We start from the raw sequence: 21,452 nt of genomic DNA, 5'->3' as shown, positions 1-21,452 counted from the left end.
GGCTGGCCTGGCGATCAGCGCGCTTGCCGGGGCACTTACGACGCTTGCTCTTGCGCTCGCCCCCTCCCCGTTCGCCTTCTACGATGCCTATGACTGGCTGATGGGGTCGCTGATCGACCGGAGCCTTGAGCAGGCCGCCTTCGCTGCCCTGCCTGCCCTGCTCTGCATAGCATTGCTGATGCGCCTTACTCCGGCACTCGACAGCCTGACGCTTGGGGAAGAGGTGGCTGAGGCGATTGGCCATAACATCAGGCGAACGCGGTCGTGGATCGTGTGCCTCACCGCCGTCGGCGTAGGCGCGTGCGTGGCGATCTGCGGAGCGATCGGCTTTATCGGCCTCATTGCACCAATCTTCGCGCGCAAGCTGACGCGCGGACACCCCGGCCGTGCCATCGTGCCTGCAGCATTGATAGGCGGCATGTTGCTGCTTGCCGCGGACCTCGTGACGCGGCTGGCGCCGATTGGGCGGACGTTGCCGATCGGCGTGGTGACGGCCCTGCTCGGCGCCCCTTTCTTCCTATGGCTCGTCGCCCATATGCGGTGGAGGCTCAGCCGATGAAAGAGCCGCTCCTCGAAGGGCGAGGCCTCAGCCTTGGCCGGCGTTTGAAGCCGACATCGCTCTCTGTTGAGGCAGGCGAGCTTGTCTGCCTCATAGGTCCCAACGGCAGCGGCAAGACGAGCCTGCTTCACGCTCTCGCCGGGGTTGGCGAGGCCAAAGGGACGGTCAGGATCGACGGTGCCGACCCACGCCCTCTGCCTCCGGCAAGCCGGCAGCGGCTGTTCACCTATCTGCCCGCTACGCGAGATATCAAATGGCCGCTTCTGGCGGGCGACCTGATGAAGCTAGGCCTTCCGGGCGGCTGCCAAACCGGAGGCGTAACTGCTGCCCTTGCGCTGGAGCGGCTGCTGGACCGGCGGGTCGATCAGCTTTCCACCGGGGAAAGGAGCCGAGTGCTGATCGCGCGTGCGCTGGCGCCATTGCCGAAGCTGCTGCTGCTGGACGAGCCCGCTGCCAATCTGGACCCGCTCTGGCAGCTTAAGCTGATGGATCATTTGCGCAGCCTCGTCCGTGAGAGCGGCCGCGCCGCGCTGATCGCCATGCACGACCTTGACCTCGCCCGCCGCTATGGGACGCGGGTGATCGTCATGGATGAAGGCGGCATCATAGCTGACGATGCGCCAAAGCCGCTGTACGCGGGCGCGGCGATTCGGCAGGTGTTCGGAATCGAGAAGCGCGAGGGAGAGTGGCGGCCCGCTTAGGCCGCGGGCGGATCGGCAATCATCGCGGTGAAATTGGCTTCCGCCGCGAGATTGCCGTCTACCAGCGCCCGGCCTGCGAACTTGCAGACACTGGTGCGCTTCTGGACAAACTCGACCTCGAGGCGGAGGAGCACACCGGGCTCAACCGGCTGCCGGAACTTCGCGCCGTCAATGGCCATGAAATAGACCAGCTTGCCGGAGCCGGCGAGGCCAAGGGACTCCACCGCGAGCACGCCCGCCGCCTGCGCAAGCGCCTCGACGATGAGAACGCCCGGCATAATTGGGCGGCCCGGGAAGTGACCATTGAAGAAGTCTTCGTTGATCGTCACCGCCTTGATGGCGGCGATGCGCTCGTCCGGAACCAGCTCCTCCACCCGGTCGACGAGGAGCATCGGATAGCGATGCGGCAGCGCCGCCATGACCCGCTTGATGTCGAACGGGCCGCGGGCGGCGCTGCGCGCGTCCGTCATTAACGGCCCTGCGGCTGCTGCTGCGCCGGCTGCTGCGGCAGCGGCGTCACGCTGACGCTCGGAAGCTGCTGGTTAAGCGCGGCGAGGACCTCGTTAGTGACGTTGAGCGCACCGGAATGCGCAAGCGTCGCGCCGACATCGACAGCAAGGTTGGCGCCGCGCTGCGTCATAACCTGGTTAATGATCGGGTTAAGACGGGCACCGATCTGCTGCGCAACATGCGCTTGGGTCGAGCGGATATTCTGCTCGAGGCGCTGGATTTCTTGGTTGGCGGTGTTCTGACGCTGTTGCAGCGATTGAGCGCGCGATGTGAGTGCGGCATCCGGCTGCTTGCCATTCAAGGCATTGATCGCGGTCTGGATCTGCTGCGCCTCCGTTTGGAGCGGCTGCCCAAGCTGCTGCGCGCGCTGCTGCAGCGAAGTCACTTGGGTCTGAAGCTGCGTCTGCGCGGCGCGGCAGGCGGTGCATTCGCGGTAGATGCGGTCGGTATCCACGACAGCGACAACAGCACCGCCAAGTCGCTGTGCGGAGGCGACGGTGGGAATGGAAGCGGAAACGGCGGCGAGCGCCATGCCAAGAATGATCTTCTTCATTAGAATGCGGTTCCTACGTTGAATGTGAATAGCTTGGTGTCGTCGCCCTCGGCCTTAACAAGGGCCTTGGCCACATCGATCCTGAACGGTCCCATGGGCGAGTTCCAATTCACCCCGAAGCCTATCGAAACACGCGGCTTCGGCGTGTCCCCGACAAAGGTTTCCTGGAAGCCATTGGAGGCACTCGTACCGGCCGGGCAGGTGCCGCCAGGAGGAACGGTCGTTCGAGCACCGGTCGTGGTGTTCGTGCAGAACTTGCCAACGTCTAGTGTCTCCGGGTCTTTGATCGCGAAGAGCGAGCCTACATCCAGGAACACGGAAGGCCTCAAACCGAGCTCACTTGCGCCGGAGCCAAGCGGTATCTCAAGTTCCGCGCGCGCAAGATAGTAAGCGCGGCCGCCGATCGAGTCCTCCGAAATGAGACCATCGTCTCCTTCAATCAAATTGCCATCGGTGTCATAGGCTCGGCGAAGAACCCTTGGGCCTACACCGCGAATGTCAAAGCCCCTGATCTGCGGCTCGCCGAGGAAAAAGCGGTCGGTCAGGCGAACTCGTTCCAGTTCTTCTCCGCTGGAACCCAGACGCTGCTTCTCAAAGCTATGAATATAGCCACCTTCAAGGTTCGTGGAGAAGATGAACCCGCGGCCAACGTTCCAGTATTTCGCAGCATTGGCCCGTGTACGCAGATACTTCACATCGCCGCCCAGGCCGGCAAAATCTTGGTGTATCACCGCCCGCTCGCCCCGGGTCGGGCGCAAGCGATTGTTGAGGGTGTTATACTCAAACGAGTAACCAAGGGAGGAGGTTAGTCTTGTGCCTAAGGCGTCGCAAAGGTAGCGGCCCGCTCTCAGCGGATCGCATCCCCTTCCCTGAGGCCCACTGCCATCTGGATCGGTGAAGAAGGTATCTTCGTCGAGAGAGATCTTGTCGTTACTAAGCCCGTAACGCAGAGCTAACGTAGTATATTCAGTAAGCGATAATCCGGCCCGCAGTTGTCCCCCAGTGGCAACTTGCTCGTAGGTCGTATTGCGTTCGTTACCTACATAATTGAAGCTGTTTAGATCGCGACGATAAATATCACCTCCGACCGCGATGTTGCGGTCGAACAAGTAGGGTTCGGTGAAACCAAGCTCTACCGATTTGGAGTAGGTCGAATAATTGACACTCGCGCGAACGACCTGCCCCTTGCCCATAAAATTGCGCTGTTGAATGGATGCATTAATCAGAAAGCGCTCAAGGCTTGAGAAACCTGCAGAGAGCTGAATTTCGCCAGTCGATTTTTCTTCGAGGGCCGTCGACAGGATCACGCGATCGGGAGTTGACCCCTGCGTCTGCTCGATTTCCAAATTGTCCTGAAAGAAGCCAAGCGACTGGATGCGATCACGCGAGCGCTTCACCCGCACGCTGTTGAAGGGATCGCCTTCAGCAAGGCGAAACTCGCGGCGGACAACCTTGTCGCGGGTATTGGTATTGCCGTTAATATCGATCCGTTCGACGTAGACGCGCGGCGTTTCGCCCACCTTGAAGGTGATATCCATGGTGCGCGTTTCAGGGTTGCGCTCATATTCCGGCTGCACGTCCGCGAAGGCATAACCGAATACGCCGGCGCTTTCATTAAGGCCGGTGACGGTATCCTCGACCTGCTTGGAATTGAACCAATCGCCGGTCTTCATCGGCAGAAGCGCGGCGAGGCTCTCGCTCGTCAGGTCGCGGATTTCGCTTTCGGCTCGGACTTCGCCGAATTTGTAACGTTCGCCCTCTTCGACCACATAGGTGATGATGAAGTCGCGGCGGTCGGGGGTGAGCTCGGCGACGGCGGAGATAACACGGAAGTCAGCGTAGCCGTTTTCGAGGTAGAAGGCGCGGAGCTTCTGCTGGTCGTAGGCCAGACGATCGGGGTCGTAGCTGGTATTGCCGCTGAAGAAGCTGGTGAGGCGGTTCTGGCGGGTGGCCATTTCGCTCCGGAGGTCACTGTCGGCAAAGGCTTCGTTGCCGATGATGTTGATCTGCTGCACCCGGGACTTCGGCCCCTCGTCGATCTCGAACACGACATCGACGCGGTTCTGATCGAGCTGAACAATCTTCGGCTCGACGGTCGCTGCGAAGCGGCCCTGGCGGCGGTAAAGCTCGACGATACGGGCAACGTCGGCACGCGCCTTCGAACGGGTGAAGATCTGGCGTGGCGCAAGCCGGATTTCCGGATTGATCTTGTCGGACTTCAGCCGCTTGTTGCCTTCAAGCACGATGCGGTTGATGACCGGGTTCTCGCGTACTTCGACCACCAGCGCGCCTTGATTGTCACGGATCTGGACGTCGGCGAAGAGTTCGGTCGCGTAGAGATCGCGGAGCGCCTGATCGAGCCGCTCGCGATCGTAAGGCTCGCCAACGCGGAGTGCCATGTAGGAAATTACCGTTTCTGGCTCGAGCCGCTGGTTGCCGCTCACGCTGATCGAGCGGATCGTGCCGCTTACCGGAGCTGCTTGAGCGGCCTGGGAAGCGGACATCGCCATTGCGGGGTCCGCCTGCGTCTGCGCCAGCGCGGGCGACGCGAAACTGCCGAGAGTGGTGCCCACGAGCAGGGCAGAGCAAAGCCGCCGGTTGCTGGAAAATGCCTTATTCGATTTCACGCGTCCCCGCCTTTACACTGCAAGGCCGGCTGCTGCCGTGCCCGGGTTACCCTGTGTTCGTCCGCCCTGCCCCAACATCATCAGCCGATCAAGCCGCCAAGCCGATTCCAGACCCCGAAAGACGCCAGATCATTCAGCGTCACGAAGATCATCAGCGCGAGCAAAGCTGCAAGCCCGGTCCGGAATGCCCATTCCTGAGCCTCCGGACGAAGCGGTTTCCGGCGGACGCCCTCGATGAGGTAGAAAAGCAGGTGGCCGCCATCCAGCAGAGGGATTGGCAACAGGTTGATGAATCCGAGATTAATTGAGATGATCGCCATCAGCCAGAAGAAGGGCAGCCAGCCGAGGCTTGCCTGCTGGCCAGAGATCTGCGCGATCTTCAACGGCCCGCCTAGCTCCTTCACGGAACGCTCGCCTTGGATGAACTGCCCGAGCGCGACCACCATCTGCTGAAGCGAAGACCAAGTCTGCCGCACTGCTTCGTCCGGTAGGCGCGAGAGCGGAAGCTTCTCAAGCTTCAGGGCGTTGGATTGGACGCCGAGGGTGCCGATCCGGGCTTCGTTGCCGAACTGATCACGCGCAGTGTCGGAGCCGGAGGTGACTGGCACGGTCAGCCGCTGTCCATTCCGATCGACGGTCACCTGGATCTGCTCGGAAGGGCGGAGCATCACATATTCCCGGACCTCGGCGAAATTGCGGACGTGCTTGCCGTTGAGGCTGACGAGCCGGTCGCCTGGAGCGATCCCCGCCCGATCGGCGGCAGCGCCTTCGACCACGCCGGTCACGACCGGCGGCGTGGTCGGATAGCCGAGGGCGCCGAAAATTCCCATGAAGAGAAGAACGGCGGCAAGCAAGTTCGTGAAGGGTCCCGCTGCGACGATCAGGAAGCGCTGCCAGACGGGTTTCGCCTGGAAGGTCTGCGCGCGCTCTTCCGGCGGAAGCGCCAGCCATTCGGGGGAAGGCTGGCTCGCCGGGTTCATGTCGCCCTTGAACTTCACATAGCCGCCAAGCGGCATCCAGCCGATCTTCCAGCGGGTACCGCGGCGGTCGGTCCAGCCGGCAATCTCGCGGCCGAAGCCGATCGAGAAGGTTTCCGCCTTCACCCCGAACCAGCGGCCGACGAAATAATGGCCCAGCTCATGGATGAAGATGAGCGGCCCGATGCAGGCGAGGAAGCTCAGGATCGTGCTGAAAAGGCCGGGACTGGGCGTCAAATCTGGAAATTCCTGGCAATGTCCTGAGCAATCCGCCGGGCTTCCCGATCGATCTCCAACACCTCATCAAGGGCTGAGGGGGCGGGAGGATCAAATGATTCCAGCGTCTTGCCCCCAATGGCGGCAATATCGAGGAAACCGACCCGCTTGTCCAGAAAGGATGCGACGGCAACCTCGTTGGCGGCATTAAGAATTGCTGGGCGTGCGCCGCCCTCCCCCAGAGCTGCTTTGGCGAGGCCGAGCGCGGGGAAGCGTTCGAGGTCCGGCGCTTCGAAGTCGAGACGGGCGATGCTGACGAGGTCAAGCCGCTGGCACGGCGTTTCCATCCGGTCGGGCCAGGCGAGCGCATGCGCGATCGGGATGCGCATGTCCGGCGCTCCAAGCTGCGCCAGCACGGAGCCGTCCACATATTCCACGAGGCTGTGGATCACCGACTGAGGGTGAACGACCACTTCGAACGCGTCCGCCTCCAGCGGGAACAGGTGGAACGCTTCAATGAGTTCGAGGCCCTTGTTCATGAGAGTCGCGGAATCGACAGAGATTTTGGCGCCCATCGACCAGTTGGGATGTGCGACTGCCTGCTCTGGCGTGACGGCGCGCATTTCGTTCAGCGTTCGGGTGCGGAACGGGCCGCCGCTGGCGGTCAGGGTCACGCGCCGCACCGTCTTAGGCTGATCGGCGTCGAAGCATTGGAAGACGGCGTTATGCTCGGAATCGACGGGAAGCAGGCAGGCGCCGCTTTCCTTTGCGGCGTCGGTCATGATCTCGCCAGCCGAGACCAAGGCTTCCTTGTTGGCGAGTGCGACAGTGCGGCCGCCTCGAAGCGCGGTCATCACCGGCCGCAGGCCTGCTGTCCCGACGATCGCGGCCATGGTCCAGTCGGCACCCGATCCGGCGGCCTCGACAACCGCCTGCTCGCCTGCCGCCGCTTCAATACCGGTGCCGGCGAGCGCCTCCCGCAAGGGTACGAGAAGAGCTTCATCGGCGATCACTGCTTTGCGGGCGTTCACGCGTCTTGCGGCGGCAGCGAGGCCATCCACATCCTGGTGCGCAGTAAGCCCGAGCACTTCGAAGCGGTCGGCGCTCCGCTCAATGAGGTCGAGAGTCGACTGACCGACTGAGCCCGTGGCCCCGAGGATGGTGACGGTGCGGCGGTTCATGCGGCCCAGCTTACGACACCCGCAACGGCGAGAGTTGCGAGAGCGACAGGCAGAAGCCCGTCGAGCCGATCCAGCACGCCGCCATGACCGGGCAGAATGCGGCCGCTGTCCTTGACGCCCGCCTTCCGCTTCACCGAGCTTTCGTAGAGGTCGCCGAGCTGGGCGAGCAGACCCATGAGGCCACCAATCGCCATGAAGGTGAGACCGAGGCCGAAGGCTTGGGCAGTGACTGCGCCAAGCACCTCTCCACCCGCCATGCCGCCAATTAGGCCCGCCCAGGTCTTGTTGGGGCTGATCCTCGGCGCGAGCTTCGGACCTCCGATCGAGCGGCCGGCGAAATAGGCGAATATGTCGGTCGACCAGGTGACTATCATCGCCCAGAGTACCGCCTGCCAGCTGATCCAGTTGAGGATGAGCAAGGCGAAGGACGGGACGGCGATATAGACATAACCCCAGCCGAGACGGGCGTTTCTTGCCACGAGGCCAAGAAGCAGGCCGATCCCGGCCGTCGCAGCGAGGCCGTACCAGACGTCCGGCGCCGGCCGGCCCTCGAACTGGGCCGATGCGAAGAAGAATTCGGGGATGATCCAGAGGTTCGCCGCCAAAAGGGCGATGCCCACCAGCGGCCACGGACGCCGCAACCGGTGCATGTCGCACCATTCGGCGAACATCAGCGCCGCGCCAAGCCCGACGAGAAGGCGAAAAGGCCAGCCGCCGAAGTAGATGGCGGCGAGCGCGACGGCGATCATCACCACGCCGGCTACGGCGCGGATCGGGAGATCGGACTTCCTGGCCGGTTCAGCCGCGGTCACAAACCACCATAACGCCGCTCCCGCGCGGCGAACTCGGCCAGGGCGGCGCGAAGCTCGTTGCCGCCGAAGTCAGGCCACAACGTCTCGACGAACAAAAGCTCGGCATAAGCGGCCTGCCATAGGAGGAAATTCGACAGGCGGCATTCGCCCGAGGTCCGGATAAGCAGGTCCAGCGGCGGCAGTTCACGGGTGTCGAGCGCCTCGTCTAATTTCGCTTCATCGATATCCGCAGGATCGAGATCGCCGGACGCGACCTTTTCGGCAAGGTTGCGCGCGGCGTTCACCAGCTCCACCCGGGAGCCATAGTTAAGCGCGATCGCCAATGTCATCCGTGTGTTGGCGGCCGTTCTTGAGACGGCATGATCAACCATCTTGCAAAGTTCGGGGCCGAAGGCGGAATGATCGCCGATGATCTTGAGGCGGATGCCTTCCTTGTGGAGCGCGTCAAGCTCCGACTGGATGTAGAAGCGCAGCAGGCCCTTGAGATCGTTGATCTCGGTCTCGGGCCGACGCCAGTTCTCCGACGAAAAGGCGTAGAGGGTCAGGCACTCGACGCCAGCTTCACCGGCGGCCCGGAGCACCTTTCGCGCAGCTTCGGCACCCGCTTTGTGTCCGGCCGCGCGGGGAAGGCCCCTCGCCTTCGCCCAGCGGCCGTTGCCGTCCATGATGATCGCGACATGCCGCGGCACCGCCGCTCCGCCGGAATCCGGCCGCGGCTCCGCGCTGGCCGGAACGACGGTCACTGGCTGAGGATTTCCTTTTCCTTGGCTGCAGCGGCCGCGTCGATGTCCTTGATCGTGTCGTCGGTAAGCTTCTGGACCTCGGTTTCGAGCTTCTTGCGCTCGTCTTCGCTGATCTCATGCTTCTTTTCGTCCTGCTTCAGCGCGTCCATGCCGTCGCGGCGAACGTTGCGAACGGCGATCTTCGCCTTTTCCGCATATTGGCCGGCAAGCTTGGCAAGCTCCTTGCGGCGTTCCTCGGTGAGGTCCGGGATCGGCAGGCGGATGTTCTGTCCGTCCGTCATCGGGTTGAGGCCGAGGCCAGCGGAGCGGATCGCCTTTTCGACGGGGCCGACGTTGGAGCGGTCCCATACCTGCACCGAAAGGAGGCGCGGCTCCGGCGTCGAGACGGTCGCGACCTGGTTCAGGGGCATGTTGGCGCCGTAGACCTCGACCGTCACTGGATCCAGCAGGCTGGTCGAGGCGCGGCCAGTACGAAGGCCGCCGAGATCGTGCTTCAGCGCCTCGACCGCGCCTTGCATGCGGCGCTGAAGATCGGACTTGTCATAGGCTGGCATTTCTCACTCCCCGTTCTGAACGATCGTCGCGGTGCCCTCGCCGGCGAGCACGCGGGCAAGATTGCCTTGCTCGCGGATGTTGAAGACGACGATCGGAATATTGTTGTCGCGGCAGAGCGCCACCGCGCTCGCGTCCATCACCTTGAGGTCGTCGCTGAGGACTGTCTGGAAGCTGATCTCGTCGTAGCGGCGGGCGTCCTTCACCTTCTTCGGGTCCGCGTTGTAGACGCCGTCGACGCTGGTGCCCTTGAACAGTGCGTCGCAGCCCATTTCGGCGGCGCGGAGCGCAGCTGCGGTGTCGGTGGTGAAATAGGGGTTGCCGGTGCCGGCGGCGAAGATCACCACCCGCCCCTTTTCAAGGTGCCGCATGGCGCGGCGGCGAATATAGGGTTCGGAGACCGTGGCCATCGGAATGGCGGAAAGGACGCGGGTGTCGACGCCGATCTTTTCCAAAGCATTCTGCATCGCGAGCGCGTTCATCACCGTCGCCAGCATGCCCATATAGTCGCCGGTGGCGCGGTCGAAGCCTTTGGCGGCGCCGGCCAGGCCGCGGAAGATGTTGCCGCCGCCGACGACGAGGCAGAGCGTATGGCCGGCCTCGCGCGCCTCCCGAATTTCCTCGGCGATGCGGGAGGTGGTCTGAGGATCGATGCCGAACTGGCCCTCGCCCATCAGGGCCTCGCCGGAAAGCTTCAGGAGGATGCGGTTGAAGCGCGGGCGCGGCATAGGTTCGTCGGTCCGATCGGCGTTGGTCAAAGAAAAGGGTGGCGCACCTTAGTCAGGACACGCCACCCTATTCAAGCATTAGGCTTTAAGCTCCGGCGGGTTCCGCCTGCTTGATGCCGGAAGCGGCGGCGACTTCGGCTGCGAAGTCGTCGACCTTCTTCTCGATGCCTTCGCCCAGCTGGAAGCGGACATAGGCGTTGAGCGACACCGGAGCGCCAGCGTCCTTCGAAGCGCCCTTCACCACGTCCTCGATTTTCGTCTTGTTGTCCATGACGAAGAGCTGGCTGAGAAGCGCGTTTTCCTTACGGAACTTGGCGATGGAGCCGTCCACCATCTTCGAGACGATGTCGGCCGGCTTGCCCGATTCCTTCGCCTTTTCGGTGGCGATCGCGCGCTCGCGCTCGATCATCGACGGGTCGAGCTCTTCGCCGGTCAGCGCCAGCGGGTTGGCAGCGGCGATGTGCATCGCAAGCTGCTTGCCGAGCGATTCCAGCGCAGCCTTGTCGCCGGTGCTTTCGAGCGCCACGAGCACGCCGATCTTGCCGAGGCCGGCCCCGGCCGCATTGTGGACGTAGGAGACGACGACGCCGTCCTGCACCTGAAGCACCGCCGAGCGGCGGAGCGACTGGTTCTCGCCAATCGTGGCAATGTTCGACGTGAGCTTTTCCTCGACGGTTCCGCCCGACGGCCAGCTGGCCGCAAGCAGACCCTCGACCGTGCCGCTGCCCTTCAGGGCCAGTTCGGCGACGGTGCGGACGAATTCCTGGAACTGATCGTTCTTCGCGACGAAGTCGGTTTCGGAGTTGACCTCGACCACCGCGCCGCGATTGCCGGCGACGGCGACGCCGACGAGACCTTCCGCCGCAGTACGGCCGGCCTTCTTGGCGGCCGCGGCGAGGCCCTTGGTGCGAAGCCAGTCGATCGCAGCTTCCATGTCGCCGTTGGTTTCGGCGAGCGCCTTCTTGCAGTCCATCATGCCGGCGCCAGTGCGCTCGCGCAATTCCTTCACGGTTGCGGCCGTTACTTCCGCCATTGTCCTGATCCTCTTGGCTCCCCTCCGTATGGGAGGGGCTGGGGGTAAGAATGATAAATGGTGATCCCCTCCCGCGAACGGGAGGGGAGAAACGCCTTAAGCTTCGGCGAGCGCGGCTTCCGCCGGCGGCTCTGCCATCGCGCCGATATCTTCGCCGCGCGAGACTGCGCCGCCCGACTTGCCGGCAAGCGCCGCATCCGCGATCGCATCGCAATAGAGGCGGATGGCGCGGCTCGCATCGTCATTGCCCGGAACCGGGAAGGCGATGCCCTGCGGGCTGACGTTGGAATCGAGGATCGCCACGACCGGAATGCCGAGCACGTTGGCTTCCTTGATCGCCAGCTCTTCCTTATTGGCGTCGATCACGAAGATCACGTCGGGAAGGCCGCCCATGTCCTTAATGCCGCCGAGCGAAAGCTCGAGCTTGTCGCGCTCGCGGGTGAGCTGAAGCACTTCCTTCTTAGTGAGGCCGGCAGTGTCGCCCGACAGCTGCTCCTCAAGGCTCTTAAAGCGCTTGATCGAGTTCGAGATCGTCTTCCAGTTGGTGAGCATGCCGCCCAGCCAGCGGTGGTTGACGAAATGCTGGCCGGCGCGGCGCGCAGCCTCGGCGATCGGATCCTGCGCCTGGCGCTTGGTGCCGACGAACAGCACCTTGCCGCCCGAGGCCGCAGCCTGCCGCACGAAATCGAGCGCGCGGGCGAAGAGCGGCACGGTCTGCGAAAGATCGATGATATGAACCCCGTTCCGCTCGCCGAAGATGTACGGCTTCATCTTGGGGTTCCAGCGATGGGTCTGGTGGCCGAAATGCGCTCCGGCCTCGAGCAGCGCCTGCATGGAGACGCTATTATTGGTGGCGTTCGACGCCATGGTTTTTCTCCTTCCGGTTATACCTCTGCAGGGCCAAGAGACTGGATTGCTCCAGCCACCGGTATGATGGCCCTGCATGTGGAATGGGCGCGCACTTAGAGAGGTCGCCTCACAAAATCAAGTGTTGACACATGGAACAAATAGAGAACATACATTCTCCCGCACAAAGGGAGAGAGAGAATGTCGCATCTGGCGATCATATTGTTCTTCGGTCTGGTTTTCGTTGGTGCGGGTATGGCCGCGCAGCTGCTGGTGCGGGATTACCGGCGGGAGATCGCGGCGGCATTGCTTGGGCGGAAGCCGGTGCGGCGCCCTGCACCGCAGCGGGAATTCAAAGTGACGGTTCGGGCGAACCCTGGCTTCGCGCGGCGCGCCGTTGCCGCTTGACCTTGACGTAGGCGGCGATGCTGAACGGGATCAAAGCTACATAGACGAGCGCGGCGACACTAAGCGTCTGCCACGGTGCTGAGAAAAGCGCTGCGCCAAGGAGGGCGATGGCACCGATCGCCCAGAGCCGGACGCCGCGGCGGAGACGGAGCGAGGTCCAGGAGAAGGTCGCGACACTGGAGATCATCAGAAAGGCGACGAAAGCGGCCCAAGGCGCGACTAGGTAGATCTCGTGCAGCCATATCCATTGCTGATCGCTGGCGATCCAGAGATAGACAGGGAGAAGCAGGAGCCCTGCTCCCGCGGGCGCCGGAACGCCGGTAAGGAAGCCTGCCGACTTATGCGGCTGCTCCTCGGCATCGATATTGGCGTTGAAGCGCGCGAGGCGAAGCGCCGCGCAGACGGCATAGGCAAGAGCGAACATCCAGCCGAAGCGCGGCCAATATTGCAGCGCCCAGAGGTGGAGGATGATCGCGGGCGAGACGCCAAAGGCGATGACGTCAGAGAGCGAGTCGAGTTCCGCGCCGAAGCGGCTCTGCCCATTGAGGGCCCGAGCAATGCGGCCGTCTAGGCCGTCGAGAATGGCGGCGATGACGATGGCGGCGATCGCCTTTTCCCATTCCTCGCTGATCGCGAAGCGGACGCCGGTCAGGCCGACGCAGAGCGCAAGCGCGGTGACGGCATTCGGAACGACGGCGCGCAAGGGGATGCCCCGGCGCTCGCGAACCGGCTGCTTCACTGGGCGATGCCCTCGAGCGTCTCGGAAACGCCGGCCTTGGCGACGATCGTCTCACCGGCAATGGTGCGCTGGCCGAGGATCACCTGCGGCGAGGTGCCTTCCGGAAGATAGACGTCGACACGGCTGCCGAAGCGGATGAGGCCGACCCGCTGGCCGACCGCGACGAAATCGCCCGGCTTCACCCAAGGGACGATGCGGCGGGCGACAAGGCCGGCAATCTGCGTGAAACCGATCCGGAGACCGCCCGAGCCTTCAACCAGGATATGCTGGCGCTCATTGTCCTCGCTCGCCTTGTCGAGATCGGCGTTGAGGAACTTGCCGGAAATATAGACCACCCGCTTGATCTCGCCCGCGATCGGCGTGCGATTGATGTGGACGTCAAACACGCTCATGAAGATCGAGACGCGGGTGACCGGCGCCGTGCCGAGCCCGTCCTCCCCCTGAAGCTCGCGCGGCGGAAGCACCTGCGTGATCATGGTGACGAGCCCGTCGGCCGGGGCGACGATCAGCCCCTCCCCCTTCGGCGTCGTTCGAATGGGATCGCGGAAGAAGGCCGCAACCCAGAGCGTCACGCCGGCCATCGGCCAGGCCAGCGTCTCCCAGCTCAGAAGCGCGAAAAGGAAGCAGATGCCGGCGGAGATGACGGCGAATTTGCGGCCTTCCGGATGGACGGCGGGCCAGCGCCAGCGGACGTTGCTCGTGACGGGGATCGGTCCGAGAGGATCCGGCTTTTCAAGCGATGTCATGGCTCGCCTCTAACCCCGTCGAAGCGGGGAAACAATGGCGGGTTCATTCCCTCATAAGAACGGTGACGGACATTTCGGCGCGCAGCCGAAAGCCGAGCGAGCGGTAGAGGCCGATCGCCGCCTCGTTCACTGCATAGGCATGGAGGAACGGCGTTTCGCCGCGCGCCTGTATGCGCGAGGCGACGAGCTGCGAGAGGAGACGTGCATAGCCGCGCCCGCGAAAGTCCGGATGGGTGCAGACGCCGCTGACCTCGGTGAGGCCGTCGAGCCGCAGCCGCTCTCCCGCCATAGCGGCGAGCCGCCCATCTTCCCTGATGCCCCAGAAGCCGCCGAGCAGATGTGTGCGCGGCAGGAACGGACCGGGCTCGGTCAGCGTGGCGAGCGCCAGCATCTCCGGAGCGTCAGCGTCGCCCAGCGGGATGGCGGGATGAGCGGCAGGCGCTGCGATCGCCCGCTCCGCCACCATCTGCACGCCTGCGTCGACGTGATCGACAAGGCTCGGAGGCAGCGGCGGGCTTTCACCGGCCTGCAGCAGGATGAGCTTACCTTCTTGCGGAACCAAGTCAGCAAGCGCTTCGAGCGCCGGCGGCGTATCGTCTGCAATACCTGCCAGCATATTAACGTCGGGCAAGAAGCGCTTGGCCTTGTCGCCGCCGGTGGCAAAGGCTGCTTGTCGGCCCGCCAGCGCATTCCAGATGGGACGGTTGAGGCTGTCCGCATTCATGGCCGCACCTCCGCGATGCGCTCGTGGAGAGGCTTTTCCGCCAACGCCTCTTCAATCGCGCTGATCTGATCGAGCAGCGAGCCGCCGAGAGGCTCGCAAAGGCTGCGCACTGCCGCTTCGACCCGCGGCCAGAGTTCCTCCTCCGCCCGCCGGATCACTTTGCGGCCGCTCTCCGTCAGCTCTGCCACGCGCTGCCGTTGGTCCTCGGCGCCCCTGCTCATCCTGGCGAAACCCAGATCGGCGAGCTTAGCGAGGCTACGGGTGACGCCCGGCTGAGCAACGCCGAGAGCCTCGGCAAGGCTGCTAACTGTGCATGGTCCATCGCGGTGGAGCGCTGCCAGAATGGGAAATAGGCCCGGCTGCAGCGACGGTCCTGAGCCGTCACTTGCCTGCTGCACCCCCGTCTGAAGCCGCTCCCCAAGCCGTTTCAGGCGACTGCCGAGGCAGAGATAGCCGAGTTCCCGAACAAGATCCTGAGCCATGACTGCAGAATACATAACAGGTTATGTAATGCAAGCGGCGCCTTCACCACCTCCCTTGATCAGCCTCGCTTCACTGCCTAGACGCGCAGCCAGACCAATCTGGAAAGCCCGGGGAGCCCACATGGCCAAGATCAAAGTGAAAACGCCTGTCGTCGAGATCGACGGCGACGAGATGACCCGCATCATCTGGCAGTGGATCCGCGAGCGCCTGATCCAGCCTTATCTCGACATCGAACTGCTCTATTACGATCTCGGCATCGAGAAGCGCGACGAGACCGAGGACAAGATCACGGTCGAAGCGGCCGAGGCGATCAAGAAATACGGTGTCGGCGTCAAATGCGCGACCATCACCCCCGACGAGCAGCGCGTCGAGGAATTCGGCCTCAAGAAGATGTGGAAATCGCCCAACGGCACGATCCGCAACATCCTGGGCGGCGTCGTCTTCCGCGAGCCGATCGTGATCCAGAACGTGCCGCGGCTGATCCCCGGCTGGACCGACCCGATCGTGGTCGGCCGCCATGCCTTCGGCGACCAGTATAAAGCGACCGACTTCAAGGTGCCCGGCCCCGGCAAGCTCCGCATGGTCTGGGAAGGCCAGGACGGACAGCGGATCGAGGAGGAAGTGTTCGACTTTCCCGGCGCCGGCGTCGCCATGGGCATGTACAATCTGGAAGAGTCGATCCGCGATTTTGCCCGCGCGAGCTTCAACTATGGTCTCAACCGCGGCTGGCCGGTTTATCTGTCGAGCAAGAATACGATCCTCAAGGCCTATGACGGCACGTTCAAGGACATCTTCCAGGATATTTACGACAGGGAATTCAAGGCGAAGTTCAGCGAAGCTGGCATCGAATATCAGCATCGCCTGATCGACGACATGGTCGCTTCCGCCCTCAAGTGGAGCGGCAAGTTCGTCTGGGCCTGCAAGAATTACGACGGCGACGTGCAGTCGGACATGGTGGCGCAGGGCTTCGGCTCGCTGGGCCTCATGACCTCGATCCTGATGACTCCGGACGGCAAGACCGTGGAAGCGGAGGCCGCCCACGGAACCGTCACCCGCCACTTCCGGATGCACCAGCAGGGCAAGGCGACTTCGACCAACCCGATCGCCTCGATCTTCGCTTGGACCGGCGGCCTCAAATATCGCGGCAAGTTCGACGACACGCCGGAAGTCACGAAGTTCGCTGAGACGCTGGAGCGCGTCTGCATCGAGACGGTCGAACAGGGCCAGATGACCAAGGATCTTGCGATCCTGATCGGCCCCGAGCAGAGCTGGATGACGACCGAGCAGTTCTTCGAGGCGATCCGCGCCAATCTCGAAAAGGCGATGGCCTCGGCTTAAGCTTCCGGCGAGCGCACACTTTCAGGACGGATGCCGATCCCGACGAGTGTCGCCACCCGGCGCCTTAGCCACGACGAGCGCTTGAACAATTGGAGGAGCCGCGGGGGGCGTTCGATCAACCGCGGCTCCTCAAGCAAGGGGCCGATCACCCTTTCCTGTGCGACCCGCTGAATGGTCTGGATGACGCGGGTCGGCATCATCCGGCGCTCCTGCACCTGTTCCAGCAGCAGGTCGGGGTCCTCCCCTGCCGCCATCGGATCGGCGAGAATGTTGGCCGCGGCTACCGCATCCTGAATGGCAAGATTGATGCCGACACCGCCCATGGGCGACATGGCGTGGGCCGCGTCGCCGATCAGCAGCAGGCCGGGCCGGTGCCATTGCTTCAGTCGGTTGAGCGAGACTGCCAGCAGCTTCACGTCCTCCCAGCTTCGAAGCTCGTGGATGCGGCCGGCCAGCATCGGCGCGCCTGCGGCAACGGCGGAGCGAAAGGCTTCTATGCCCTTGGCTTTGATGCGTTCCGCACCGCCTTTCGGAAAGACGTAAGCGGATTGCCAATAATCGCCACGGTCGATCAGCGCCATGACCTGCCCTGCACCGACGAGGAAGCTGGTCCGGTTCTCCTTTGTCTTGGGCTTCGAAATCCGAAACCAGAAGACGTCCATTGGCGCGCCCAAATCTTCCAGCGGCAGCCCAGCCTGATCGCGGATTACCGAGTGGCGGCCGTCGGCAGCGAGGACGAGGCGGGCGCGGATCGTCTGGCCGTCCGCGAGCCGCACGCCTGTCACCCTGCCCTGCTCCTCGGCAAGGTCCGTCACCTCCGCCTCCATTCGCAGGCTAAAGCTTGGATATTCTCTTGCCGCGTCAGCAGTGCAGTCGAGAAAGTCCCATTGCGGCATCAGCGCGACGAAGGGGCAGCTTACATCCAGCGCGCCGAAATCGGCGAAGGGTATCTCCTCCCCGGCAACGATAGCCGTGAACGTCTCCGCCCGCGCGTGCGGGCGCGAGAGCAATTCGTCGACTAGGCCAAGTTCGCCGAAAATTTCGAGCGTTGAGGGATGAACCGTGTCGCCGCGGAAGTCGCGGAGGAAGTCAGCATGCTTCTCCAGCACGAGAGTACGCACGCCTGCGCGAGCAAAAAGCAGCCCGGCCATCATTCCTGCGGGACCGCCGCCGACGATGCAAAGATCGGTTTTCAGAACATCCATGGGCTGACAATCGCGCGGCAGGCGGCATAAAGGCAATATGCACGGCGTTGCCCCAACTTCCGCTTTCAGTGACGCGCTGGTGATATTGGGCGCGGCGGGCGTGGTGATCCCGGCGTTCGCACGCTTCCGGATCAGCCCGGTGATCGGGTTCATCCTCGTGGGGCTGCTCGTGGGCCCGGCGGGACTTGGCGCAATGGCGGGCCAGATGCCGTGGCTCAATTATATCACCATCTCCAACCCGGCGGCCGTGGAGCCGTTCGCGGAGTTCGGCATCATCCTCCTTCTCTTTGCCATCGGGCTCGAGCTGTCATTCCGGCGGCTCTGGACGATGCGTCGGCTGGTATTCGGCGTGGGCGCAGCGGAATTGCTGTTGTCGGCGATCCTCATCGGGCTGACCCTGCACCTGATCGGGCAGAGCTGGAGCGGCTCGGTGGCGCTCGGCCTTGCGCTTGCCCTCTCCTCGACCGCTCTGGTGCTGCCGATGGTCGGCACGACGAGCCCGGTCGGGCGCTCGGCGCTGGCGATGCTGCTGTTCGAGGATCTGGCCATCGTCCCGATCATCTTCGCGCTGGGTGCGATGGCGCCCTATGCTCAGGCGGAAGGCTTCGACGGCCTGATGTCGACGCTGCTTCTCGGCGCTGCGGTGATTGCCGCGATGCTGGTGCTTGGCCGCTTCCTGCTGCCGCGCCTGTTCGCACAGGCGGCGCGTACGAAGAGCCCCGAACTGTTTCTCGCCGCGAGTTTGCTGGTGGTGATCGTCGCCAGCCTTGCGACGACAGCGGCAGGCCTTTCGCCGCTGATGGGTGCGCTGCTCGCCGGCATCCTGATCGCTGAAACCGATTATCGGAGCGAGGTCGAGGTCATCACGGCGCCATTCCGGGGGCTGGCGCTCGGCATCTTCCTGATCACCGTCGGAATGAGCGTCGACGTTCGGCTGATTGCCGCCAATTGGGGCGAGATCGCCCTGGCGGTTGTGGGCGTGGTGCTCCTGAAAGCGTTGGTGACGGGCATGTTGCTGCGCCTCAACGGCGCGCGAAAGGCCGTCGCGGCCGAAGCGGGCCTGATCATGGCCTCGCCATCCGAAACCACCTTGATCGTGCTTGCCACCGCCGCTGCAGCGCAGCTCATCAGCCGCGACACCGCAGCCTTCTGGCAGATCGTCACGGCCATCGGCCTCACCATCACGCCCTTGCTTGCGAAGCTCGGCCAGATCGCCGCGCGGCGCGTTGACCTCGCGGCCGAGCCGGAAGCTCCACCCAGCGAAACAGGGCCCGGGGTGGTGATCATCGGCTTTGGGCGGGTGGGCCGCCTCGTGGCGGAAATGCTGAAGACGAATGGCCGCGACTATGTGGCGGTGGATTCGAACATCGACACCGTAGCCGCGTGTCGCCGCGAAGGCTTTCCCGTCATCTTCGGCGACGTGTCACGGCCGGAGCTGGTGGACCGGCTGAAGCTCGGCCATGCCGATGCGCTTGTCCTCACCATGGACGATCCGGTGCTGACAGTGCGGCTTACGAAGAAGGTGCGGGCATGGTGTCCCGGCCTCACCATCGTCGCCCGCGCTCGTGACGCGCGGCATGCCGCCGAGCTCTACAAGGCGGGCGTCACCGACGCGGTTCCCGAGACCCTCGAATCCTCGCTCCAGCTATCGGAAGCGGTGCTGGTCGATCTCGGCATGGCGATGGGGCCGGTGATCGCATCCATCCACGAAAAGCGCGCGGAGCTTCGGAAGGAGATCATGGAACTCGGCGAGATGGAGCATGAGCCGCCGCTGCAACGGCGGCGGCTCAGGGACGCGCTTAAGCCGCGATAGCCTCTTCGCTGAGGGCGGTTTTCACCGACTCCAGCGCCGCCTGCGCCTTCGCACCGTCCGGTCCTCCGCCCTGCGCCATGTCGGGGCGGCCGCCGCCGCCCTGCCCGCCAAGCTCGGCAACGGCACGGCGGACGAGGTCCACCGCGTTGCGGCTGGCGGTGAGGTCGTCGGTGACGCCGACCGCCACAGTGGCGCGGCCGTCATTCACCGCCACGAGGGCGACGACGCCTGAGCCGACGCGCTGCTTGGCATCGTCGACAAGGCCGCGAAGGCCCTTCGGGTCGAGGCCTTCAATCACCTGGCCGATGAAACCGTGGCCGCCGACCTGCTCCGGGCCCGCCGCTTCGGCCGACTTGCCGCCCCCACCGAGGGCAAGCTGCTTCTTCGCCTCGGCAAGCTCCCGCTCCATGCGGCGGCGCTCTTCAAGCAAGGCGGCGACGCGCTGGGGCACCTCCTCCGGCGTTGCCTTGAGGGCCGCGGCCGTCTCGCGGAGGCGGTTTTCGCGGCCGACCAGCCATTGCCGGGCCGCCTCCCCCGTCAGCGCCTCGATGCGCCGGACACCGGACGCCACCGCGCTTTCGGAAGTGATCTTAAGCAGCTGGATGTCGCCTAAAGCATTGACGTGCGTGCCGCCGCATAGTTCGACCGAATAGCTGGCGTCGGAGCCGCGGCCCATCGAGAGCACGCGGACTTCGTCGCCGTACTTCTCGCCGAACAGGGCCATGGCCCCGGCCTCGATCGCTTCGTCAGCGCTCATGAGGCGGGTGGTGACGGCATCATTTTCGCGGATGTGGCGATTGACCTCGGCCTCGACGGCCTCGATGTCCTCGCGGGTCATCGCCTTCGGATGCGAGAAGTCGAAGCGGAAATAATCGGGCGCGACAAGGCTACCCTTCTGCGTCACATGCGTGCCGAGCCGGTGGCGGAGGGCGGCATGGAGCAGGTGCGTCGCCGAATGGTTGGCCCGAACGCGGCTGCGGCGCTCCGCATCCACGTGCAGCTTCACCGGATCGCCCACGGCAAGCTTGCCGGAGCGGATCACGGCGTGATGCGCGTGCAGGCGCCCGAGCGGCTTCGAGGTGTCGGTGACTTCCGCTTTCAAACCGCCATCCCCGTGGATGGTGCCCGTATCGCCCATCTGGCCGCCGCTTTCGCCGTAAAAGGGCGTCTGGTTGGTGAGGATCACGACCTCCTCGCCCTCGCCGGCCACGTCGACCCGCTGACCGTCCTTGACCAGTGCGATGACCTGTCCCTCGCCGTCATGTCCGGAATAGCCGGTGAATTCGGTCGAGCCATGCTCTTCGGCAATGTCGAACCAGATGTCCTCCGACGCCTTGGCGCCTGAGCCCTTCCAGGCGGCGCGGGCGGCCGCCTTCTGCTCGGCCATGGCCGCATCGAAGCCGGAGCGTTCAACCTTGATACCGTGTCTACGAAGGGCGTCCTCCGTTAGGTCGAGGGGGAAGCCATAAGTATCATAGAGCTTGAAGGCCACTTCGCCTGGCAAGGGAAGGTCTGGGCGTTCTCTACGCCCACCCCCTAAGTAATACCAATCATCATCCGCCTTGACGATGCGCTTTATCTCTTCGTCAAGCAGCTTGAGCCCACGTTCCAACATATGGCGGAAGCGGGTTTCCTCGAGCTTCAGCGTCTCTTCGATGAGAGGCTGCGCGCGGACAAGCTCGGGATAAGCGGCGCCCATCTCGGCCACGAGCGACGGCACGAGGCGGTGCATCAGCGGCTCGCTGGCACCTAGGAGGTGGGCGTGGCGCATGGCGCGGCGCATGATGCGGCGGAGCACATAGCCCCTGCCCTCGTTCGCGGGCAGCACGCCGTCGGCGACGAGGAAGCCCGATGCGCGAAGATGGTCGGCAATGACGCGGTGGCTCGCCTGCGTGTCGGCGGTGACGCCGTTATGCGTCAGCTCCGACGAGGCGGCGATCAGCGCCTTGAACGTGTCC

At 64.0% G+C, this 21,452-nt stretch carries 22 protein-coding genes; 5 read left to right on the top strand and 17 right to left on the bottom strand.

Features of this window, described 5'->3' with window-relative positions; translation table 11 throughout:
- Positions 1-559, top strand: a 559-nt coding sequence (locus VGD10_RS04275) for a FecCD family ABC transporter permease (RefSeq protein ID WP_331039561.1), incomplete at its 5' end; no start/stop codon positions are given.
- A complete protein-coding gene (locus VGD10_RS04270) occupies positions 556-1,260 on the top strand; it encodes an ABC transporter ATP-binding protein (protein ID WP_331039560.1) in 705 nt (234 codons plus the stop codon). The genes VGD10_RS04275 and VGD10_RS04270, both read left to right, overlap by 4 nt.
- Here VGD10_RS04270 and fabZ read toward each other — a convergent pair.
- From fabZ to rpsB, 11 genes are all read right to left on the bottom strand, one after another.
- Positions 1,257-1,730, bottom strand: a complete 474-nt coding sequence (gene fabZ, locus VGD10_RS04265) for a 3-hydroxyacyl-ACP dehydratase FabZ (RefSeq protein WP_331039559.1) — start codon at positions 1,728-1,730, stop codon at positions 1,257-1,259. The genes VGD10_RS04270 and fabZ overlap by 4 nt on opposite strands.
- Entirely contained in the window at positions 1,730-2,323 is a 594-nt protein-coding gene (locus tag VGD10_RS04260; RefSeq protein WP_331039558.1) for an OmpH family outer membrane protein, read from the bottom strand. The genes fabZ and VGD10_RS04260 overlap by 1 nt, the downstream gene beginning before the upstream one ends.
- Complete coding sequence (gene bamA / locus VGD10_RS04255) at positions 2,323-4,950, bottom strand: outer membrane protein assembly factor BamA (protein ID WP_331039557.1); 2,628 nt, start codon at positions 4,948-4,950, stop codon at positions 2,323-2,325. Before bamA ends, VGD10_RS04260 begins: the two co-directional genes overlap by 1 nt.
- A gap of 80 nt (positions 4,951-5,030) precedes the next feature.
- Positions 5,031-6,164 (bottom strand): RIP metalloprotease RseP, encoded by a 1,134-nt coding sequence (gene rseP / locus VGD10_RS04250; RefSeq protein ID WP_331039556.1) that lies wholly within the window; start codon positions 6,162-6,164, stop codon positions 5,031-5,033.
- Positions 6,161-7,324 carry a 1-deoxy-D-xylulose-5-phosphate reductoisomerase gene (locus tag VGD10_RS04245; protein WP_331039555.1) on the bottom strand — a complete coding sequence of 388 codons (1,164 nt, stop codon included), beginning with the start codon at positions 7,322-7,324 and terminating at the stop codon, positions 6,161-6,163. The genes rseP and VGD10_RS04245 overlap by 4 nt, the downstream gene beginning before the upstream one ends.
- A complete protein-coding gene (locus tag VGD10_RS04240; protein WP_331039554.1) occupies positions 7,321-8,136 on the bottom strand; it encodes a phosphatidate cytidylyltransferase in 816 nt (271 codons plus the stop codon). Before VGD10_RS04240 ends, VGD10_RS04245 begins: the two co-directional genes overlap by 4 nt.
- Positions 8,133-8,879 (bottom strand): isoprenyl transferase, encoded by a 747-nt coding sequence (locus VGD10_RS04235; protein ID WP_331039553.1) that lies wholly within the window; start codon positions 8,877-8,879, stop codon positions 8,133-8,135. The genes VGD10_RS04240 and VGD10_RS04235 overlap by 4 nt, the downstream gene beginning before the upstream one ends.
- Positions 8,876-9,433: a ribosome recycling factor gene (frr, locus tag VGD10_RS04230; protein ID WP_331039552.1), complete on the bottom strand. Its 558-nt coding sequence runs from the start codon at positions 9,431-9,433 to the stop codon at positions 8,876-8,878. Before frr ends, VGD10_RS04235 begins: the two co-directional genes overlap by 4 nt.
- Positions 9,434-9,436: 3 nt before the next feature.
- On the bottom strand, positions 9,437-10,159 hold the full coding sequence (gene pyrH, locus VGD10_RS04225) for a UMP kinase (protein WP_331039562.1): 723 nt from the start codon (positions 10,157-10,159) through the stop codon (positions 9,437-9,439).
- An 85-nt stretch (positions 10,160-10,244) separates the two neighbouring features.
- Positions 10,245-11,192: a translation elongation factor Ts gene (tsf, locus tag VGD10_RS04220; RefSeq protein ID WP_331039551.1), complete on the bottom strand. Its 948-nt coding sequence runs from the start codon at positions 11,190-11,192 to the stop codon at positions 10,245-10,247.
- A 96-nt stretch (positions 11,193-11,288) separates the two neighbouring features.
- A complete protein-coding gene (gene rpsB / locus VGD10_RS04215; RefSeq protein WP_331039550.1) occupies positions 11,289-12,059 on the bottom strand; it encodes a 30S ribosomal protein S2 in 771 nt (256 codons plus the stop codon).
- 180 nt (positions 12,060-12,239) lie between these two features.
- On the opposite strand from rpsB, the gene VGD10_RS04210 reads away from it, so the two are divergent.
- Positions 12,240-12,446, top strand: a complete 207-nt coding sequence (locus VGD10_RS04210) for a hypothetical protein (protein WP_331039549.1) — start codon at positions 12,240-12,242, stop codon at positions 12,444-12,446.
- Here VGD10_RS04210 and VGD10_RS04205 read toward each other — a convergent pair.
- Genes VGD10_RS04205 through VGD10_RS04190 form a run of 4 tightly spaced genes read right to left on the bottom strand, consistent with a single transcriptional unit; the run spans position 12,391 to position 15,137 of the window.
- Positions 12,391-13,185, bottom strand: a complete 795-nt coding sequence (locus VGD10_RS04205) for a phosphatidylcholine/phosphatidylserine synthase (protein ID WP_331039548.1) — start codon at positions 13,183-13,185, stop codon at positions 12,391-12,393. The two genes, VGD10_RS04210 and VGD10_RS04205, sit on opposite strands and share 56 nt — an antisense overlap.
- Positions 13,182-13,931 (bottom strand): phosphatidylserine decarboxylase, encoded by a 750-nt coding sequence (locus VGD10_RS04200; protein WP_331039547.1) that lies wholly within the window; start codon positions 13,929-13,931, stop codon positions 13,182-13,184. The genes VGD10_RS04205 and VGD10_RS04200 overlap by 4 nt, the downstream gene beginning before the upstream one ends.
- Before the next feature lie 43 nt (positions 13,932-13,974).
- Positions 13,975-14,655 carry a GNAT family N-acetyltransferase gene (locus VGD10_RS04195; protein WP_331039546.1) on the bottom strand — a complete coding sequence of 227 codons (681 nt, stop codon included), beginning with the start codon at positions 14,653-14,655 and terminating at the stop codon, positions 13,975-13,977.
- A complete protein-coding gene (locus VGD10_RS04190) occupies positions 14,652-15,137 on the bottom strand; it encodes a MarR family winged helix-turn-helix transcriptional regulator (protein WP_331039545.1) in 486 nt (161 codons plus the stop codon). Before VGD10_RS04190 ends, VGD10_RS04195 begins: the two co-directional genes overlap by 4 nt.
- Positions 15,138-15,258: 121 nt before the next feature.
- On the opposite strand from VGD10_RS04190, the gene VGD10_RS04185 reads away from it, so the two are divergent.
- Positions 15,259-16,476, top strand: coding sequence for an NADP-dependent isocitrate dehydrogenase (locus tag VGD10_RS04185; protein ID WP_331039544.1), 1,218 nt, complete (start codon positions 15,259-15,261; stop codon positions 16,474-16,476).
- Here the strand turns inward: VGD10_RS04185 and VGD10_RS04180 are convergent.
- The gene (locus tag VGD10_RS04180) at positions 16,473-17,681 is read right to left on the bottom strand and encodes an FAD-dependent oxidoreductase (protein WP_331039543.1); all 1,209 of its coding nucleotides are present in this window, start codon (positions 17,679-17,681) and stop codon (positions 16,473-16,475) included. The genes VGD10_RS04185 and VGD10_RS04180 overlap by 4 nt on opposite strands.
- Before the next feature lie 37 nt (positions 17,682-17,718).
- Between VGD10_RS04180 and VGD10_RS04175 the strand changes: the two genes are divergently transcribed.
- Complete coding sequence (locus VGD10_RS04175; protein ID WP_331039542.1) at positions 17,719-19,494, top strand: cation:proton antiporter; 1,776 nt, start codon at positions 17,719-17,721, stop codon at positions 19,492-19,494.
- Here the strand turns inward: VGD10_RS04175 and alaS are convergent.
- On the bottom strand, positions 19,481-21,452 hold a 1,972-nt coding region (gene alaS / locus VGD10_RS04170; RefSeq protein WP_331039541.1), incomplete at its 5' end, for an alanine--tRNA ligase. The two genes, VGD10_RS04175 and alaS, sit on opposite strands and share 14 nt — an antisense overlap.

It is taken from the genome of Allosphingosinicella sp. (assembly GCF_036402135.1).
GTDB lineage: Bacteria > Pseudomonadota > Alphaproteobacteria > Sphingomonadales > Sphingomonadaceae > Allosphingosinicella.
The sequence above is the reverse complement of the archived record's forward strand: the minus strand, read 5'-3'. Positions and strand labels throughout refer to the sequence as shown.

Excerpts from the sequence above, each read along its gene's own strand:
- VGD10_RS04270 (WP_331039560.1), top strand. The coding sequence starts at position 556 with ATGAAAGAGCCGCTCCTCGAAGGGCGAGGCCTCAGCCTTGGCCGGCGT.
- fabZ (WP_331039559.1), bottom strand. The coding sequence starts at position 1,730 with ATGACGGACGCGCGCAGCGCCGCCCGCGGCCCGTTCGACATCAAGCGG.
- VGD10_RS04260 (WP_331039558.1), bottom strand. The coding sequence starts at position 2,323 with ATGAAGAAGATCATTCTTGGCATGGCGCTCGCCGCCGTTTCCGCTTCC.
- VGD10_RS04245 (WP_331039555.1), bottom strand. The coding sequence starts at position 7,324 with ATGAACCGCCGCACCGTCACCATCCTCGGGGCCACGGGCTCAGTCGGT.
- frr (WP_331039552.1), bottom strand. The coding sequence starts at position 9,433 with ATGCCAGCCTATGACAAGTCCGATCTTCAGCGCCGCATGCAAGGCGCG.
- pyrH (WP_331039562.1), bottom strand. The coding sequence starts at position 10,159 with ATGCCGCGCCCGCGCTTCAACCGCATCCTCCTGAAGCTTTCCGGCGAG.
- tsf (WP_331039551.1), bottom strand. The coding sequence starts at position 11,192 with ATGGCGGAAGTAACGGCCGCAACCGTGAAGGAATTGCGCGAGCGCACT.
- rpsB (WP_331039550.1), bottom strand. The coding sequence starts at position 12,059 with ATGGCGTCGAACGCCACCAATAATAGCGTCTCCATGCAGGCGCTGCTC.
- VGD10_RS04210 (WP_331039549.1), top strand. The coding sequence starts at position 12,240 with ATGTCGCATCTGGCGATCATATTGTTCTTCGGTCTGGTTTTCGTTGGT.
- VGD10_RS04200 (WP_331039547.1), bottom strand. The coding sequence starts at position 13,931 with ATGACATCGCTTGAAAAGCCGGATCCTCTCGGACCGATCCCCGTCACG.
- VGD10_RS04195 (WP_331039546.1), bottom strand. The coding sequence starts at position 14,655 with ATGAATGCGGACAGCCTCAACCGTCCCATCTGGAATGCGCTGGCGGGC.
- VGD10_RS04190 (WP_331039545.1), bottom strand. The coding sequence starts at position 15,137 with ATGGCTCAGGATCTTGTTCGGGAACTCGGCTATCTCTGCCTCGGCAGT.
- VGD10_RS04185 (WP_331039544.1), top strand. The coding sequence starts at position 15,259 with ATGGCCAAGATCAAAGTGAAAACGCCTGTCGTCGAGATCGACGGCGAC.
- VGD10_RS04180 (WP_331039543.1), bottom strand. The coding sequence starts at position 17,681 with ATGGATGTTCTGAAAACCGATCTTTGCATCGTCGGCGGCGGTCCCGCA.
- VGD10_RS04175 (WP_331039542.1), top strand. The coding sequence starts at position 17,719 with ATGCACGGCGTTGCCCCAACTTCCGCTTTCAGTGACGCGCTGGTGATA.